Here is a 14,886-nt window from a genome sequence, read left to right on the forward strand (position 1 = left end):
CCGGCAGGACTTTCAAAGGAACCTCGCCATCCGAAGATGGACGGGGTATCAACTAATCTGGCGTTGATTTTTGGCACGCTGTTGAGTTCTCAAGGAACGGACGCTTCCTTCGTACTCACCCTCTCGGGCTTTCCTCCGGGCTTTCCCTTCGGTATTTTGTGTTTCCAGCTTAGCAGATCCGTTTTTGCGTTTCTGCCACCCGCTGGAGCGGGTTACCGGGGCAGGAATTCACTTTCGTGTTTCCGTTCCCGGCGGGGTCAAACATTACCAGGCTTTCTCGGTCCCCCTGACCACTCCTCCGCGAGCATGCAGAGGTGTAGACCACTGGGGTTAGGATCTGGCTTGATAGGTGCTGCCGACCCGCGACTCAAGGCCGCGTTGGGGTCAGGCAGGAGTACGACAGTACATCCCACCGTCAGTAGAGGCAAATCGTCGCTGGTGGTCCCTAGCTCCGCCCAACTGGTACGTCTCGTGCGGAACTGGGACTTCCTATGACATACGCTTCTGAACAGTACGCCGTCCAGGACAGGTAGTGACGGCGCCACACAATCTCCGCCCCTGGGAGGCTTCCCATGACAACCGTGACGTCGCCGCTTGTTGGACGCGCCATCGGTCTCGCCGCAGTTCCCGACCCGGTCTTCTCCGGTGCGATGGTCGGGCCCGGTACCGCCATCGACCCCGTACGTGAGCCCTCGGAGGCGGTGTCCCCCATCGACGGGGTCGTCGTCTCCATGCACCCGCACGCCTTCGTCGTCGTGGACGGCGAGGGACACGGTGTGCTCACGCACCTGGGCATCGACACCGTCCAGCTCAACGGGCAGGGCTTCGAGCTGCTCGTGAACAAGGGTGACACCGTGACGCGCGGACAGGCCGTCGTGCGCTGGAACCCCGCCGAGGTCGAGGCCGCCGGCAAGTCCCCCATCTGTCCCATCGTGGCCCTGGAGGCCACCGCGGACTCGCTCCACGACGTCGTCGAGGACGGCGACGTGAAGGCCGGCGACCGGCTCTTCGGCTGGAACTGAGCCGGACCGTCCTGGTGACGACCGCGAGTTCGACATTCAACGCGGCGGCCGGGGCCGTCGCTCAATCGGAGACGGGTGAGATGGAGACAACGCTGCGAGGCGTCGGCGTCAGCCACGGAGTGGCGATCGGCGAGGTCCGGCACATGGGCACGGCGGTCCTGGAACCGCCGGCCAAGCAGATTCCGGCCGAGGACGCGGAGCGCGAACAGGGGCGCGCCCGCCAGGCCGTGGAGGCTGTGGCCGCGGACCTCAACGCCCGGGGCAACCTCGCCGGTGGCGAGGCCCAGGCGGTGCTGGAGGCCCAGGCGATGATCGCCCAGGACCCGGAGCTCATCGCCGACGTGGACCGCCGGATCGCCGTCGGCAGCACGGCCGAGCGGGGTATCTACGACGCCTTCTCGCACTATCGCGAGCTGCTGGCCGGTGCCGGCGAGTACATGGCCGGGCGGGTCGCGGACCTCGACGACGTGCGGAACCGGATCGTGGCGCGGCTGCTCGGTGTGCCGATGCCGGGCGTTCCGGACAGCGACGAGCCGTACGTGCTGATCGCGCGGGACCTGGCGCCGGCCGACACGGCGCTGCTGGACCCGACGCTGGTGCTGGGCTTCGTGACCGAGGAGGGCGGGCCGACCAGCCACAGCGCCATCCTGGCGCGGGCGCTCGGTGTGCCGGCCATCGTGGCGCTGCCGGGTGCGGGTGAGCTGGCCGAGGGCACGCTCATCGCGGTCGACGGGTCCACGGGCGAGCTCTTCGTGGAGCCGAGCGAGGAGAAGAAGGCGGAGCTGACCGAGGCCGCCGCCGCGCGGAAGGCCGCGCTGGCCACCTCCAGCGGCCCGGGCGCGACGTCCGACGGGCACAAGGTGCCGCTGCTCGCCAACGTCGGCGGTCCCGCCGACGTGCCGGCGGCGGTGGAGGCCGGAGCCGAGGGTGTCGGCCTGTTCCGTACGGAGTTCCTCTTCCTGGACGACAGCAAGAAGGCGCCGTCCGAGGAGAAGCAGGTCGATGCCTACCGCAAGGTGCTGGAGGCGTTTCCCGAGGGCCGTGTGGTCGTGCGGGTGCTCGACGCCGGCGCGGACAAGCCGCTGGACTTCCTGACCCCGGTGGACGAGCCGAACCCGGCGCTCGGCGTGCGGGGTCTGCGGTCGCTGCTGGACCACCCGGAGGTGCTGCGGACGCAGCTGACCGCGCTGGCGAAGGCGGTCGAGGGTCTGCCGGTCTACCTCGAGGTCATGGCGCCGATGGTGGCCGACCGTACGGACGCGAAGGCGTTCGCCGACGCGTGCCGCGAGGCGGGGCTGCGGGCTAAGTTCGGTGCGATGGTCGAGATCCCCTCGGCCGCGCTGCGGGCGCGCTCGATCCTGCAGGAGGTCGAGTTCCTGTCGCTGGGCACCAACGACCTGGCGCAGTACACCTTCGCGGCCGACCGTCAGGTCGGTGCGGTGTCCCGGCTCCAGGACCCGTGGCAGCCTGCGCTGCTCGACCTGGTGGCGCTGTCCGCCGAGGCGGCCAAGGCCGAGGGCAAGAGCTGTGGTGTCTGTGGCGAGGCGGCCTCGGATCCGCTGCTCGCCTGTGTGCTGACGGGTCTGGGGGTCACCTCGCTCTCCATGGGTGCGGCGTCCATTCCCTATGTGCGGGCGACGCTGGCCAAGTACACGCTGGCCCAGTGCGAGCGGGCCGCGGCCGCGGCGCGTGCGGCGGACACGGCGCACGACGCGCGGATCGCCGCGCAGGCGGTGCTGTCCGGGGAGTGATCCCGCGGGTACGTCGTTGATCGAAGGGGCTTTCCGTCACGTGGGTGGCGGGAGGCCCCTTCGGCGTGCCGGGACCGGTCAGGGGTGGAGCGGATGGTCGTCGTCGGGGTCGGGGGCGAGGGTGAGTCCGGCGCGGTAGTCGACGCCGGGTTCCGGGGAGAGGGGTTCTCCGGTGCGGGCGTCGGTGCAGTAGGCGGCGAAGACCTCGGCCTCGGTGAGCGGGGTGAGGGTGCCGCCGACGAGGCGCCAGCCGTGGAGGCGGTCGCGCGCGCCGGGGAGGGTGGTGCGCAGGACGAGTCCGGCGGGGACGCCGAGGGCGATGCCCGCGGCGAGGACGGCGGTGAACTCGGTGGCGGCGGGGTCCTCGGGGCGGGTTCCGGCGTGGGCGTGGAGGACGGCGAGGAGCTGTTCGCCGGCCGCGGGGACGCTGCAGACGAGGTGGTGGGTGCCGGGTCCGGCGGCTTCGATGAGTCGTCGGAGCATGCGCTCGGCACGGTCGAAGGAGACGGGGCCGATGTCCTCGCCGCAGGTGGCGCAGGTGCCGGCGGTGGCGAGGACGGTGGTGGCGAACTCCCAGGTGGCGTGGCGGACGGCGGTGTCGACCAGTTCGGGGAGGAGGGTGGTGAGGGGTTGCCCGGTATAGGTGACACGGGCGCCGGTGGCGGCGAGGTGGGCGGTGAAGCGGCCGCGGCTGGCGGGGTCGTCGGGGTCGAGGGCCGTCTCGGTGCACCAGGCCGCGTACTCCTCGGGGTCGAAGAGGGTGACGGTGGTGTGGCCGCCCTGGCGGGCGAGGGTCTTGAGGAGGGCCTCGGCGTGCTGGAGGTAGAGGGTGTGGTCGTCGAAGGCGAAGGTGCGGTAGCGGCGCATGGTGCCGAAGTCGTGCTCGTCGGCGAGGAGGCCGAGGGTGGTGGGCATCTCGCGGCGCAGGGCGCGGCGGAGGCGTGTCGTGGTGGTGGTCGCGGTGCGGGTCATGTCTCCCCCTGGTGACGCGTCGATCAGTGCTCACTCACCGTAACCTTGGCCACTGACAGTGACGATTCGGTGAGGCGTCGGCGGACCAGTCGGTTCTGCGCGGCGCAGGTGGCGACGAGGGCGGCGCCGAGGACGGGCCAGGCGAGGGGGCCGGCGGAGACGAGGCCGGTCATGACGAGGGGGCCGGCGAAACGCTGGGTGGACTGGGCGAGGCCGTGCACTCCGAGGTAGGCGCCCTGGGCGTCGTCGGGCGCGAGGGCGACGGAGATCTCCCAGGAGGCGATGGTGTGGATCATCTCCGCGAAGGTCAGGGCGACGGCCGCGGTGACCAGCGCGGTGACGGCGAGGGTCCGGCCGCCGAGGGGGGAGACGGCGAGGCCGAGCGTGCCGAGGGCGAAGAGGGCGGCGAGGGGGACGAAGAGGCGGCGGGCGGCGTCGGTGGTGCCGCCGAAGCGGGAGAGGGGGACCTGGAAGGCCACGACGAGGGCGCTGTTGATGACCATCAGGAGGGGTGCGAGGCCGACGGGGGCGTCGGTGGCGTGGACGATCCAGAGCGGCAGGGCGACCTGGAGGACGGAGTCGTGGAGGAAGAAGACGGACTCCCCCGCCGTGAAGGCGAGGAACCCGCGGTCGCGCCAGGGGCTGGAGGGCCGGCCCGTGGGCGGCGCGTCGGTGGAGGCGGCGGCGACGCGGGACGCGGCGGGGGCGGGGGGTTCGGCGCAGCGGAGGGTGAGGGCGGCCATCACGAGGTAGGAGAGGGCGTCGCCGACGAGCAGGAGCTGGAAGGCGGTGGTGGAGCCGACGGCGAGGGCGGCCGCGGCGCCGAGGCCGCCGAGGGTCCAGCCGAGGTTGGAGGTGGTGCGGTTGATGGCCTGGTACCGGACGCGGTCGGGGCCTGCGACGCGGGCGGCGTACAGCTTGGTGAGGACGTTGGTCGCGCGGTCGGGGAGGGCGCCCGCGGCGGAGAAGAGGACGAGGAGCGCGTAGTCGTCGGTGGTGAGGAGGGCGAGGAGGGCGGCGGCGCGCAGCAGTTGGGTGCAGATGATGACGCGGACCAGGGGGAAGCGGTCGGCGAGCCGGCCGCCGAGGGGGGCTCCGGCGATGCCCGCCGCGCCGGAGAGGGCGATGAGGAGGCCGACCTGTCCGAGGCCGAGGCCGGTGACGTAGGTGAAGTAGAGGGCCATGGCCGTGGACCAGAGTCCGGTGCCGCACTTGTCGATGAAGCCGATGAGGAGCATGCGGCGGCCGTCGCGGCCTCCGGGGATGCGGTCCCTGAAGGGCGGGCGGGTGGTGCGGCTCATGGGTCCCCCTTGCGCATTCTTTTGTATTGATACATAATCTTTTACGTGGCAGCACAATATTCGATCGAGGGCATGACAGCCAAGGGGATTGCCGCGTCCGTCGAACGCGGCGTGACCGAAGGGGGGCTCGCGCCGGGGGACGCCCTGCCTCCCGTGCGCCGGCTCGCCGACACCCTGGGCGTGAGTCCGGGCACGGTGGCGACGGCGTACAAGGAGCTGCGGCAGCGGGGACTGATCGTCACCCGCGGCCGGGGCGGCACCGTCGTGGCCGAGACGCCGTCGGTGGCGTCCCGTCGGCCGCCGCGCGTTCCGGCCGGGCTCGTGGACCTGGCCGGCGGTCATCCGGACCCGGCGTTCCTGCCCGTACTGCGGCCGCCGTCGGCCGTCAGCCCGGTGTACGGGTCCCATCGAGCGGCCCCGCGCCTGCCGGTCCTGGAGGAGCTGACCAGGGAGTGGTTCTCCCGGGACGGTGTACCGGCGGACCACGTGACGTTCGCGCACGGGGCGCTCGACTGCATCGCGCGGCTCCTGTCGACGGAGCTGCGGCCCGGCGACGCGGTGGCCGTGGAGGATCCCGGCTTCCACCACCTGCTCGACCTGGTGCCGGCTCTCGGGCTGCGGATGGTCCCGGTGGCGGTGGACAGCGAGGGGCTGGTCCCGGACGCCCTGCGGACGGCGCTGCGGGCCGGGGCCCGCGCGGTGGTGTGCAGTCCGCGCGGCCAGTGCCCGACCGGAGCCTTCTTCACCCGGTCACGCCGGGACGAACTCGTGGCGGTGCTGAGGGAGTTTCCCGAGGTCCTCGTCGTCGAGGACGACCACAACGCGGAGGTGGGCGGGGCCGCGGCGCACACGCTCGCGGCGGCCGGGCTGGACCGGTGGGCCCAGGTGCGGACCGTGTCGAAGCACCTCGGGATCGACCTGCGGTGGGCCGGGGTCGCGTGCGACGCCGTCACGACGGCGCGGCACGACGGGCGGATGCTGATGACCTCGGGCTGGGTCAGCCATGTGCTCCAGGAGACCGTCGCCGGACTGTTCACCGACCCGGAGGTGGGTCGGCTGGTGGCGGCGGGCGAGGCGGCGTACGCGGAGCGGCGTACGGCGCTGATCGACGCGCTCGGCGCGCGCGGGATCCGTGCCGTCGGGGCGAGCGGGCTGAACGTGTGGGCGCCCGTGCGCGACGAGTCGGCGGTGGTGAACGGGCTGCGGACGCAGGGCTGGTGGGTCGCCGCGGGAGCCCGCTTCAGGATCGCGGCTCCCCCGGCGGTCCGGATCACGACGGCGACGCTGGCCCCGGAGGACGCGGTGCGGCTCGCGGCCGACTTCGCCGAGGTGCTGGGCGACACGCAGGCCACGTACGGGGGTTGACGCGCGGACGCTCCGGGGAAGGCGGTGGCCTTCCCCGGAGCGTCCGTATGTGTCGGCGCCATCCGTGGGTGTCGGGGCGTGGGCTCAGCGGGTCCGGTAGGCGTTCCGCTGGGTCTGGGTGAGGGTGTTGCCGTCCGCGTCGGTGAGTTCGGCGCGCAGGGAGACGGTGCGGCCGGGCGCCGGGGCGCGGAAGCCGACCGCGCCGTCGAGGACGGGGACGCGGGTCCAGGTCACGCCGTCGTCGGTGGACACCGAGACGGTGAGGGAGCGGACGCCTGTCCCTGCGGCGGCGCCCTGCACCGTGACCGGCACGCGGACCGGGGTGCCGGCGGGCGCGGTGCCGTCGAGGTCGAGGGCCGGGGTGAAGCGGACGGTGCTCAGCGGGAGCCCGGTGGGACCGGACGTACGGGCGGAGACGAAGGTCCACGAGGCGGTGACGCGTCCGCCGGCCGCCGGGCCGTCACCGTGGGTCGCCGTGGCCGTGAGCCGGTACGCGGCCCGGCCGGGCGGGGCGGTGAACCGGGCACGGCCCGGGTCGCCGTGGCGGGTGCCGATCAGGACCCCGTCGCGGTGGAGGGTGGTGGTGGCGCCGTGGAAGCGGGGCGCGCTCGGGGCGTGGCCCTCTCCGTCCGCCAGCAGCGGGACGTCGAGGGCGAGGGCGTCGCCGTCGCGGGTGCCCGCCGGACGGGCGCCGGGCGTGTTGTCGAGGGCGGGGCCGAAGACGGCGTTGCCGAAGGTGTGGGTGGTGGTGGCGCCGGCACGCACCGCGAATCCGCCGGCCGTGTAGCGGTTGGGCGGGGACTCGGGTGCGGCCGGTCCGGAGTATTCGGCGTCCCACCGGCCGCGCTCGGGGGTGACGAGGACGGTCGCGGTACCGGGCTGCCGCAGCGGCCGGACGAGGCCGATCGTGGGACCGGCGCTGGGCTGGACGGAGACGAAGCCGGTGGCGGGCGCTCCGTCGGGGGCGGCCGCGCGGATCCTGACGGTGGCCAGGTCCTCGGGGGCGGGGTGCCGGACGAGACCGGTCAGGGCGCGGTCGGAGGTGAAGGTGTAGCCGAGGGCGTAGTCGGTGCTCTCGCCGGACCAGTAGGTGTCGAACCACTCCCTGACGGAGCCGGGTTCGGCGGCGGGGCCGAGGTGGGCCACGCGCAGCGCCTCGCGCGCCGTGACGACGTTCGCGGACCGGGTCCGGCCCTCGTGGGTGACCTCCACGAACCCGAGGCCGTTCAGGGGGCGCGCGCCCGGGTCCGCGGGCCGGACGTCGACCGGGGCGGTCGTCCGGGCGTCGACGGTGACGGTCGTGTCGCCGTTCAGGTCCAGGCGGGGCTGGACGATCCAGTCGGTGCCGGCGGCCGGATCGGCGCCGGACAGCGTGGAGTCGAGCAGGTAGCGGCCCTGCGGAAGACGGACGGTGACCGTTCCGGTCGCGTCGTAGGGCGCGACCTCCTCGGCAGCGCCGGGGCCGGAGATCCCGGTGACGTGGGTGAGGTAGCCGCCGGTGGCGGCCCCCGTGCGGTCCACGTGCCGGATCGTCAGGGTGTACGTCTCGGGGGTGTGTTCCGCGGCGGTGGCCGGGGGGAGGGCCGGGAGGGTCGTGCCGGCGAGGACTGCGGCCAGGGCGAGGCTCCGCAGCACCGTGCGGCGGCCGGCGCGGCCCGCCGTGGCGGGGGTCTTGCCGGTGGTCGGTTCGTGGGGTGTCGAGGAAACGTTCATGTCCAGCACTGCCCATGACGGCCGCGGCGTTCCCGTGACCTGGGACACACCCGCCGCCGGTGTGCTCCAGGTCACGGGAACCCGGACGAACCGGCGACCAGTGCCAGATGTGGAATCACCTATGAGAGATCGTTTCCGTGCCGGGGACCCCTCGGCGCTCGGTGAGGCGTACGACGAGCACGCACGCGTGCTGTACCACTACGCCTACCGGGTGTGCGGCGACCGGACGGCGGCCGAGGACGTCGTCTCCGCCGCTTTCCTGGAGGCGTGGCGGTGTCGCGGGAGGGTGCACGCCGACGGCGGGAGTCTCCGTCCGTGGCTGCTCGGCATCGCGACCAACATCATGCGCAGCGCGGCCCGGGAGGCGCGGCGGCGTGACGCGGCGCTGGCCAGGCTCCCCGAGCGGGGTGTGCTGCCCGACTTCGCCGACGACGTCCTCGACCGGATACGGGACGGGGAGCAGCTGCGCGCCGCGCGGGCCGCCCTCGGACGGCTCCGGCGGCGCGAGCGCGAGGTCTTCACCCTCGTCGTCTGGGCGGGCCTCGACTACGCCGCCGCGGGCGAGGCGCTCGGCGTCCCCGTCGGGACCGTGCGGTCCCGGCTGTCCCGCGCCCGTGAGCGGCTCCGGAAGCTGGCGGACGCCGAACTGCGCGCCGCTCGGCGGCAGGAGCGGTCCGCGGCCGTCGCGCGGGCGGGCGGCCGGGCAGTGAGCAGGAGGCACCACGCCGGGCCGGGCGTCGCGCCCGTGCCCCTCCCCGGGCCGGGCGTCGCGCCCGTGCCCCTCCCCGGGCCGGGCGCTGTGCCCGTGCTTCTCCCCGGGCCGGGATCCGCGCCCGTTCCTTTCGTCGGCTCGGATGCCGGCGCCGTCCGCTCGACCGTCCGAGAGACCACGGAGAACCCGTCGTGAACGCCTTCGCCCCTCGCACACCGCAGGTCGGTGCCGACGACCCGCTGCGCACCGAACTCGCCGAGCTGCTGCCGCCGCCGCCCGTGCCCGAGCCGACCCCGGAGCGGAGCCGGCAGCTGAGGTACGACGTCCTGCGCAGCGCACTCGTCGCCGAGAACGGCGCGAAGGCCCGCACGGCCGGCGGCACGCGCGCGCCGCGCCGGAGGCCGCGTGCCGGGTGGATCGCCGCGCCCGCGGTCGCCTGCGCGGTCGTCGCGGGTGTCGTCGTCCTGGCTCCCGGGGAGCCGCCGGCCGGGACGCCCGGGCGGGTCTCGGTGGACCGTTCGGCGTCGCCCGACGCCGTGCGGGTGCTGTCCGGAGCGGCGCTGGCCGCGGCCTCCGCTCCCGTGCCGGACGTCGGGGCCGGCGGATTCGTGTACGTGCGGAGCCTCGTCGCGTTCGCGGGGCGCTCCGCCGACGGAGGGCCGGCCACCCTGCCTCCCGCGCACCGGCGCGAGGTGTGGCTCTCCGCCGACGGCAGCCGACCGGGTCTGCTGCGGGAGGCGGGGGCCGCCGACGCGCCCCTGGGCGCGGCCGAGCCCCCCGTGTACGAGCTGGACCGCCGCGGGGCGGAGCCGCGCAGGAGCGGCCCGCCGACGCGGGTTCCCTCCGTGACCGAGCCGACCCACGCGTACGTGGCGGCGCTTCCCACCGATCCGGACGCGCTGCTGCGCCTGGTCAGGGACGGCACGCGCGCGGGCGGGGGCGACGCCGACCAGCGGGCCTTCACGGCGATCGGGACCCTGCTCGCGGAGACCTGGGCCCCGCCGAAGGTGACTGCCGCGCTGTACCGGGCGGCGGCGCGGATCCCCGGGGTGACCGTCCTGCCGTCCGCGACCGACGCGGCAGGGCGCGAGGGCGTCGCCGTGGCCCGTACCTCCCACGGCGAGCAGACCCAGTGGATCTTCGACCGGACGACGTCGGCGTTCCTCGGTCAGCGCACGGTGCTCACGGAGACGACGTCGGCGGGCGCCGCCGGAACGGTCCTCGGGGTGTCCGCGGTACTCGCCAAGGCGGCCGCCCCGGCGGCCGGGGTGCTCCCGAAGGGCTGACCGGAACGGACGGGGCCCGCCGATCGCGTCGGATCGGCGGGCCCCGTCACCTTCTGCGTGGCTCCCGCGGGGTGTCCTGCGGACACACCGGCCGGTTCGTGCGGTGGGCCAGGGGGACACTCCCCTGGTTCCTGCGATTGGCCGCTAGTTCCTGCGGTTGGCCGCGAGGGACTCGTAGAAGTGGAGGAGACCGAGGTCGTCGACCGAGCCGGCGTTGACGGCCTTGGCCAGGGGGGTGCCCTGGAGGAGGCGCTTGACCGGGACCTCGATGCGCTTGCCCGTGAGGGTGTGCGGGACGCCGGGGACCTCGATGATCTCGTCGGGGACGTGGCGCGGGGAGAGCTCGCTGCGGATCGTGCGCTTGATGCGGTCGACCAGCTCGTCGTCGAGGGTGGCGCCGTCCACGAGGTGCACGAAGAGCGGCATCCAGTAGCCGCCGTCCGGCTCCTCCAGACCGATGACGAGGGACTCGCGGATCTCCGGAAGCCGTTCGACGGCCTCGTAGATATCGGCGCTCCCCATCCGGACGCCCTGCCGGTTGAGGGTGGAGTCGGAGCGGCCGTGGATGACGACGGAGCCGTGGTCCGTGATCGTGATCCAGTCCCCGTGGCGCCAGGCGCCCGGGAACATCTCGAAGTAGCTGTCGCGGTAGCGGCTGCCGTCGGGGTCGTTCCAGAAGTGGATCGGCATGGACGGCATGGGGTTGGTGACGACGAGTTCGCCGACCTCGCCGATGAGGGGCTTGCCGGAGGGGTCCCAGGACTGCAGGTCGGTGCCGAGGCCCGCGGCCTGGAGCTCGCCGATGTGGACCGGCAGGGTGGGGACGGCGCCCGCGAAGCAGGAGCAGACGTCGGTGCCGCCGCTGACGGAGGCGATCCAGAGGTTCTCGCGGACCTCGTCGTGGAGCCAGCGGAAGCCGTCGGGGGGCAGCGGCGAACCGGTGGTGGCGACGCACTGCACGGCCGAGAGGTCGAAGTCGCGGCCCGGGTGGACGTCCGCCTTGGCGCAGGCCATGACGTACGCGGCGGAGGTGCCGTACAGGGTGGCCCGGGTGCGCTCGGCGACGCGCCACTGGGCGGCGGTGTCGGGGTAGCCGGGGCTGCCGTCGTACAGGACGACGGTCGTTCCGGTGAGGAGGCCGGAGACGAGGAAGTTCCACATCATCCAGCCGGTGGAGGTGTACCAGAAGAACACGTCCTCGGGGCCGAGGTCGCAGTGCAGGCCCAGCTGCTTGACGTGCTCGACGAGGATGCCGCCCTGGGACTGGACGATCGCCTTCGGCAGACCGGTCGTGCCGGAGGAGTACAGGACCCACAGCGGGTGCGCGAACGGCACCTGCTCGTAGACCGGCTCGGCGTCGCCGGCGACGAGGTCGTCCCAGGCCAGGGTCCCTTCGGGTGCCGGGGTGCCGAGGAGCGGGATGTGGACGACGGCGCGGAGGGTGGGGAGCTCGGCCCGCAGTTCGGCGACGGTGTCCCGGCGGTCGTGCTCCTTGCCGCCGTAGCGGTAGCCGTCGACGGTGAAGAGGATGACCGGTTCGACCTGCTGGAAGCGGTCGAGGACGCTGCGGGCGCCGAAGTCCGGGGCGCAGGAGGTCCACACGCCGCCGACGGCGGCGGTGGCGAGGAGGGCGACGACGGACTGCGGCACGTTGGGCAGGTAGCCGCTGACGCGGTCGCCGGGGCGGACGCCGAGGGCGCGCAGTTCGGCGGCGAGGGAGCCGACCTGGCGGCGGAGCTCCGCCCAGGTGGTCGGCACGGGGTCGTGTGTCTCGTCCACATGGAGGAGCGCGGTGTCGTGGGGGCGCTCGTCGGCGGCGCGCAGGGCGTGCTCGGCGTAGTTGAGGGTGGCTCCGGGGAACCAGTCGGCGCCGGGCATCGCGCGGTTCCCGAGGACCCGCTCGTACGGGGTGGTGAAGCGGATGTCGAACCACTCGACGATCGCCTGCCAGAAGGCTTCGAGCTCCTCGACCGACCATCGGTGGAGCGCCGGGTAGCCGCCGTCCGCGGGCGCGCCGTGGTGTTCGGCGGCCCATGCCTGGAAGCGGGTGACGGCGGCGGAGGCGATGCGTTCGTCGTCCGGCTGCCAGAGCGGTTCGGTCTGCGCTGATGTCATTGGGGCGGCTCCCTGGCTGTACGCGGGGTCGGCGTGTGTCCCGCGCACGTGCTGGGATGTGCGCGTAACGCGGCTGACAGGACGATGCCATGTGATCGTCTTTCGCACCAGGGCTGCCTGCCCATGGTCGGGCAGTTGAATATGTGCCCCCACCATGGGTGAACGGAAGTTGAACGAAGCCGGTATCGCCCCAGGTGGGTGGCAGGGTGATCGTCATGGACGGTCGTGGACTGGTGCGTTCGATCAAGGTGTTCGGTTCGGTGCAGGGGTGGCGGACGGTACGGGCGGGGTGGCGGCGGCGGCGCACGGACGCGTGGGGGCTTCCGGCGCGCGGAACGGAGCGGGCCCGGGTGCCGGGGCTCGCCCTGGAGGCGGAGCCGGGGCCCGGCGGGGGGACCGTCCGGTTCGCCCGGTCCTCGTTGCGGATCTGCGTCTCGGCGGGCGGCACCGTGTTCTGGGGCTGGGACGGGGCCGGGCCGCTGCCCTCGTACGCCGTCGCGGGCGAGCCGCCCGAGGCGGACCCGCGGGCCTCCCTCGAGCCCGACACGGACGGCGGGTGGCGGATCGTGTCGGAGCGGGTGACGGTCGCGGTCTCGCGGCACGGGGCGGTGGAGGTCCGTACGCCCGGCGGGGTGATGCTGCGGCGGGACCTGCCGCCGCGCTGGTGGGAGACGGAGGCGGACTCCGCGGAGCGTGAGGGCGGCGCGGGAGGGGCGGCCGGCGCCGGTGCGGGGGCGCGCTGGGTGCAGCGCAGCGAGGTGCCGGCGGACGCGCGGTTCTTCGGGCTCGGCGGCCGGGCCGCGGGGCCCCGGCTGCGGGACGGCGCGTACCGGCTGTGGAACACCGATCCCCAGGGGCACTTCGCTCCGGGGGACGATCCGCTCTACCTGACCATGCCGGTGCAGTTCGTCGTCTCGGACGCCGGGACGCACCTGGTGTTCCACGACAACTCGTGGGAGGGCCTGGTCACCCTGGCCGAGGGCGAGGAGGGCGCCGGGTCGGGGCACGACCGGCCGGGGACGAGCGAGGTGCGGATGGGCGGCGGTCCGCTGCGCTGCTGGGTGGTGGTCGGCACCCCCGCGCGCGTGCTGCACGGGTGGGCGGCGCTGACCGGGGCGCCCGCGCTGCCGCCGTCCTGGGCGCTCGGTCCGCAGCACGCCCGCTGGGGCTTCGGGAGCGCGCGCGAGGTGCGGCGGGTGGTGGCCGGGTACCGGGAGCGGGGGCTGCCGCTGTCCGCCGTGCACCTCGACATCGACCACTACGACGGGCACCGGGTGTTCACGGTGGACCGGGAGCGGTTCCCCGACCTGCCGGGGCTGGCTGCGGAGCTGTCGGAGCAGGGCGTGCGGCTGGTGTCGATCGTGGACCCGGCGGTGAAGGTCGAGCCGGGTGACCCGCTGTACGACGAGGGGCGGGCGGCCGGGGCGTTCGTCCGGGACGCGCGCGGCCGGGAGGTCCACGGGGAGGTGTGGCCGGGGACGTGCGCGTATCCGGACTTCACCGATCCCGCGGTACGGGAGTGGTGGGGCGGGCTGTACGAGGAGCGGCTCCGGCAGGGGTTCTCCGGGGTGTGGCACGACATGAACGAGCCGGTGGCTTTCGCTCCCTTCGGCGAACCGACGCTGCCCCGTTCGGCGCGGCACGCGCTGGACGGGCGGGGCGGTGACCACCGGGAGGCGCACAACGTGTACGGGCTGACGATGGCACGCGCCGGGTACGAGGGGCTGCGCCGGCTGCGGCCTGAGGAGCGGCCGTTCCTCTTCACCCGCTCGGGCTGGGCGGGCATGCAGCGGTACGGGGGCACCTGGTCCGGTGACGTGTCGACGGGGTGGCCGGGGCTGCGGGCCTCGCTCGCCCTGGTGCTGGGGCTCGGGCTGTGCGGGGTCCCGTACTCGGGTCCCGACGTGGGCGGGTTCGACGGCAGCCCGTCGCCGGAGCTGTTCCTGCGGTGGTACCAGCTGGGGGCGTGGCTTCCGCTGTTCCGCACGCACGCGGCGATCGACGCGGGGCGGCGCGAGCCGTGGGAGTTCGGTCCCGAGGTCCTGGAGCACGCGCGCGGGGTGCTGGCCGAACGCGAGCGGCTGCGGCCGTACTTCGAGACGCTGGCCAGGCTCGCCCGGATGACGGGCGCGCCGTACGTCCGGCCGGTGTGGTGGGGGACGCCGGAGGACCGGTTGCTGCGGGACTGCGAGGACGCGTTCCTGCTCGGCGACGCGCTGCTGGTGGCTCCGGTGCTGACGCGGGGCGCCGACCGGCGGGCGGTGCGGTTGCCGCGCGGGCGGTGGTACGACACGGCGACGGGGCAGGCGTACGAGGGCCCCGGCCAGGTGCTGCTGGACGCGCCGCTCTCGCGGGTGCCGGTCCTCGCGCGTGCGGGGTCGGTGCTGGCGGTGCGCGGTGACGACGGGGAGCTCGCCCTCGAGGTGTGGGCGCCCGCCGCGGGGCGGACCGGCGGCGGCCTCGTCGTACGGGACACGGGGGACGGCTGGGAGCCTGCCGAGATCGAGCGGTACCAGTCGCGTCTGCTCGGGGGGCGGGTGGTGGTGGAGCGGGTCACGGACGACGGGGTGACGGAGGCGGGACTTCCGGTGCGGGTCCGGGGTGTCGCCGGCTGAGGTGTGCGGGATGCGCGCTCCGGGGGCGTCCGCG

The 14,886-nt window shown here is 74.1% G+C and carries 10 protein-coding genes; 6 read left to right on the forward strand and 4 right to left on the reverse strand.

All coding sequences use genetic code 11. The features are described from left to right. Nucleotides 1-572 precede the first annotated feature (572 nt). Nucleotides 573-1,022: a PTS glucose transporter subunit IIA gene (locus tag AB0424_RS09075; protein WP_366303403.1), complete on the forward strand. Its 450-nt coding sequence runs from the start codon at nucleotides 573-575 to the stop codon at nucleotides 1,020-1,022. An 80-nt stretch (nucleotides 1,023-1,102) separates the two neighbouring features. After that, nucleotides 1,103-2,773 (forward strand): phosphoenolpyruvate--protein phosphotransferase, encoded by a 1,671-nt coding sequence (gene ptsP, locus AB0424_RS09080; protein ID WP_366303405.1) that lies wholly within the window; start codon nucleotides 1,103-1,105, stop codon nucleotides 2,771-2,773. Between the two features lie 78 nt (nucleotides 2,774-2,851). Here ptsP and AB0424_RS09085 read toward each other — a convergent pair whose 3' ends face one another. Both AB0424_RS09085 and AB0424_RS09090 read right to left on the reverse strand, forming a co-directional pair. Further along, nucleotides 2,852-3,745: a hypothetical protein gene (locus AB0424_RS09085; RefSeq protein ID WP_366303407.1), complete on the reverse strand. Its 894-nt coding sequence runs from the start codon at nucleotides 3,743-3,745 to the stop codon at nucleotides 2,852-2,854. Nucleotides 3,746-3,768: 23 nt separating this feature from the next. Further along, nucleotides 3,769-5,046, reverse strand: coding sequence for an MFS transporter (locus tag AB0424_RS09090; RefSeq protein WP_366303409.1), 1,278 nt, complete (start codon nucleotides 5,044-5,046; stop codon nucleotides 3,769-3,771). Nucleotides 5,047-5,091: 45 nt separating this feature from the next. On the opposite strand from AB0424_RS09090, the gene AB0424_RS09095 reads away from it, so the two are divergent. Continuing rightward, the gene (locus AB0424_RS09095; protein ID WP_366303410.1) at nucleotides 5,092-6,411 is read left to right on the forward strand and encodes an aminotransferase class I/II-fold pyridoxal phosphate-dependent enzyme; all 1,320 of its coding nucleotides are present in this window, start codon (nucleotides 5,092-5,094) and stop codon (nucleotides 6,409-6,411) included. A gap of 84 nt (nucleotides 6,412-6,495) precedes the next feature. Here the strand turns inward: AB0424_RS09095 and AB0424_RS09100 are convergent, their stop codons facing one another. Then, complete coding sequence (locus AB0424_RS09100) at nucleotides 6,496-8,124, reverse strand: serine protease (protein ID WP_366303411.1); 1,629 nt, start codon at nucleotides 8,122-8,124, stop codon at nucleotides 6,496-6,498. Between the two features lie 121 nt (nucleotides 8,125-8,245). On the opposite strand from AB0424_RS09100, the gene AB0424_RS09105 reads away from it, so the two are divergent. Then, the gene (locus AB0424_RS09105; protein WP_366303413.1) at nucleotides 8,246-9,031 is read left to right on the forward strand and encodes an RNA polymerase sigma factor; all 786 of its coding nucleotides are present in this window, start codon (nucleotides 8,246-8,248) and stop codon (nucleotides 9,029-9,031) included. Next, nucleotides 9,028-10,122 (forward strand): CU044_5270 family protein, encoded by a 1,095-nt coding sequence (locus AB0424_RS09110; protein WP_366303414.1) that lies wholly within the window; start codon nucleotides 9,028-9,030, stop codon nucleotides 10,120-10,122. The genes AB0424_RS09105 and AB0424_RS09110 overlap by 4 nt, the downstream gene beginning before the upstream one ends. Before the next feature lie 144 nt (nucleotides 10,123-10,266). On the opposite strand, the gene AB0424_RS09115 is transcribed toward AB0424_RS09110, so the two are convergent. Then, the gene (locus tag AB0424_RS09115; protein ID WP_366303416.1) at nucleotides 10,267-12,237 is read right to left on the reverse strand and encodes an acetoacetate--CoA ligase; all 1,971 of its coding nucleotides are present in this window, start codon (nucleotides 12,235-12,237) and stop codon (nucleotides 10,267-10,269) included. 215 nt (nucleotides 12,238-12,452) lie between these two features. On the opposite strand from AB0424_RS09115, the gene AB0424_RS09120 reads away from it, so the two are divergent. Then, nucleotides 12,453-14,852, forward strand: a complete 2,400-nt coding sequence (locus AB0424_RS09120; RefSeq protein WP_366303417.1) for a glycoside hydrolase family 31 protein — start codon at nucleotides 12,453-12,455, stop codon at nucleotides 14,850-14,852. Nucleotides 14,853-14,886 lie beyond the last annotated feature (34 nt).

Origin of the sequence: Streptomyces sp. NPDC051180, assembly GCF_040689545.1 — a bacterium.
Classification (GTDB): domain Bacteria; phylum Actinomycetota; class Actinomycetes; order Streptomycetales; family Streptomycetaceae; genus Streptomyces.

Bases quoted from the DNA above. Each gene is read 5' to 3' on its own strand.
- AB0424_RS09075 (WP_366303403.1), top strand. From the start codon at position 573: ATGACAACCGTGACGTCGCCGCTTGTTGGACGCGCCATCGGTCTCGCC.
- ptsP (WP_366303405.1), top strand. From the start codon at position 1,103: ATGGAGACAACGCTGCGAGGCGTCGGCGTCAGCCACGGAGTGGCGATC.
- AB0424_RS09085 (WP_366303407.1), bottom strand. From the start codon at position 3,745: ATGACCCGCACCGCGACCACCACCACGACACGCCTCCGCCGCGCCCTG.
- AB0424_RS09090 (WP_366303409.1), bottom strand. From the start codon at position 5,046: ATGAGCCGCACCACCCGCCCGCCCTTCAGGGACCGCATCCCCGGAGGC.
- AB0424_RS09100 (WP_366303411.1), bottom strand. From the start codon at position 8,124: ATGAACGTTTCCTCGACACCCCACGAACCGACCACCGGCAAGACCCCC.
- AB0424_RS09105 (WP_366303413.1), top strand. From the start codon at position 8,246: ATGAGAGATCGTTTCCGTGCCGGGGACCCCTCGGCGCTCGGTGAGGCG.
- AB0424_RS09115 (WP_366303416.1), bottom strand. From the start codon at position 12,237: ATGACATCAGCGCAGACCGAACCGCTCTGGCAGCCGGACGACGAACGC.
- AB0424_RS09120 (WP_366303417.1), top strand. From the start codon at position 12,453: ATGGACGGTCGTGGACTGGTGCGTTCGATCAAGGTGTTCGGTTCGGTG.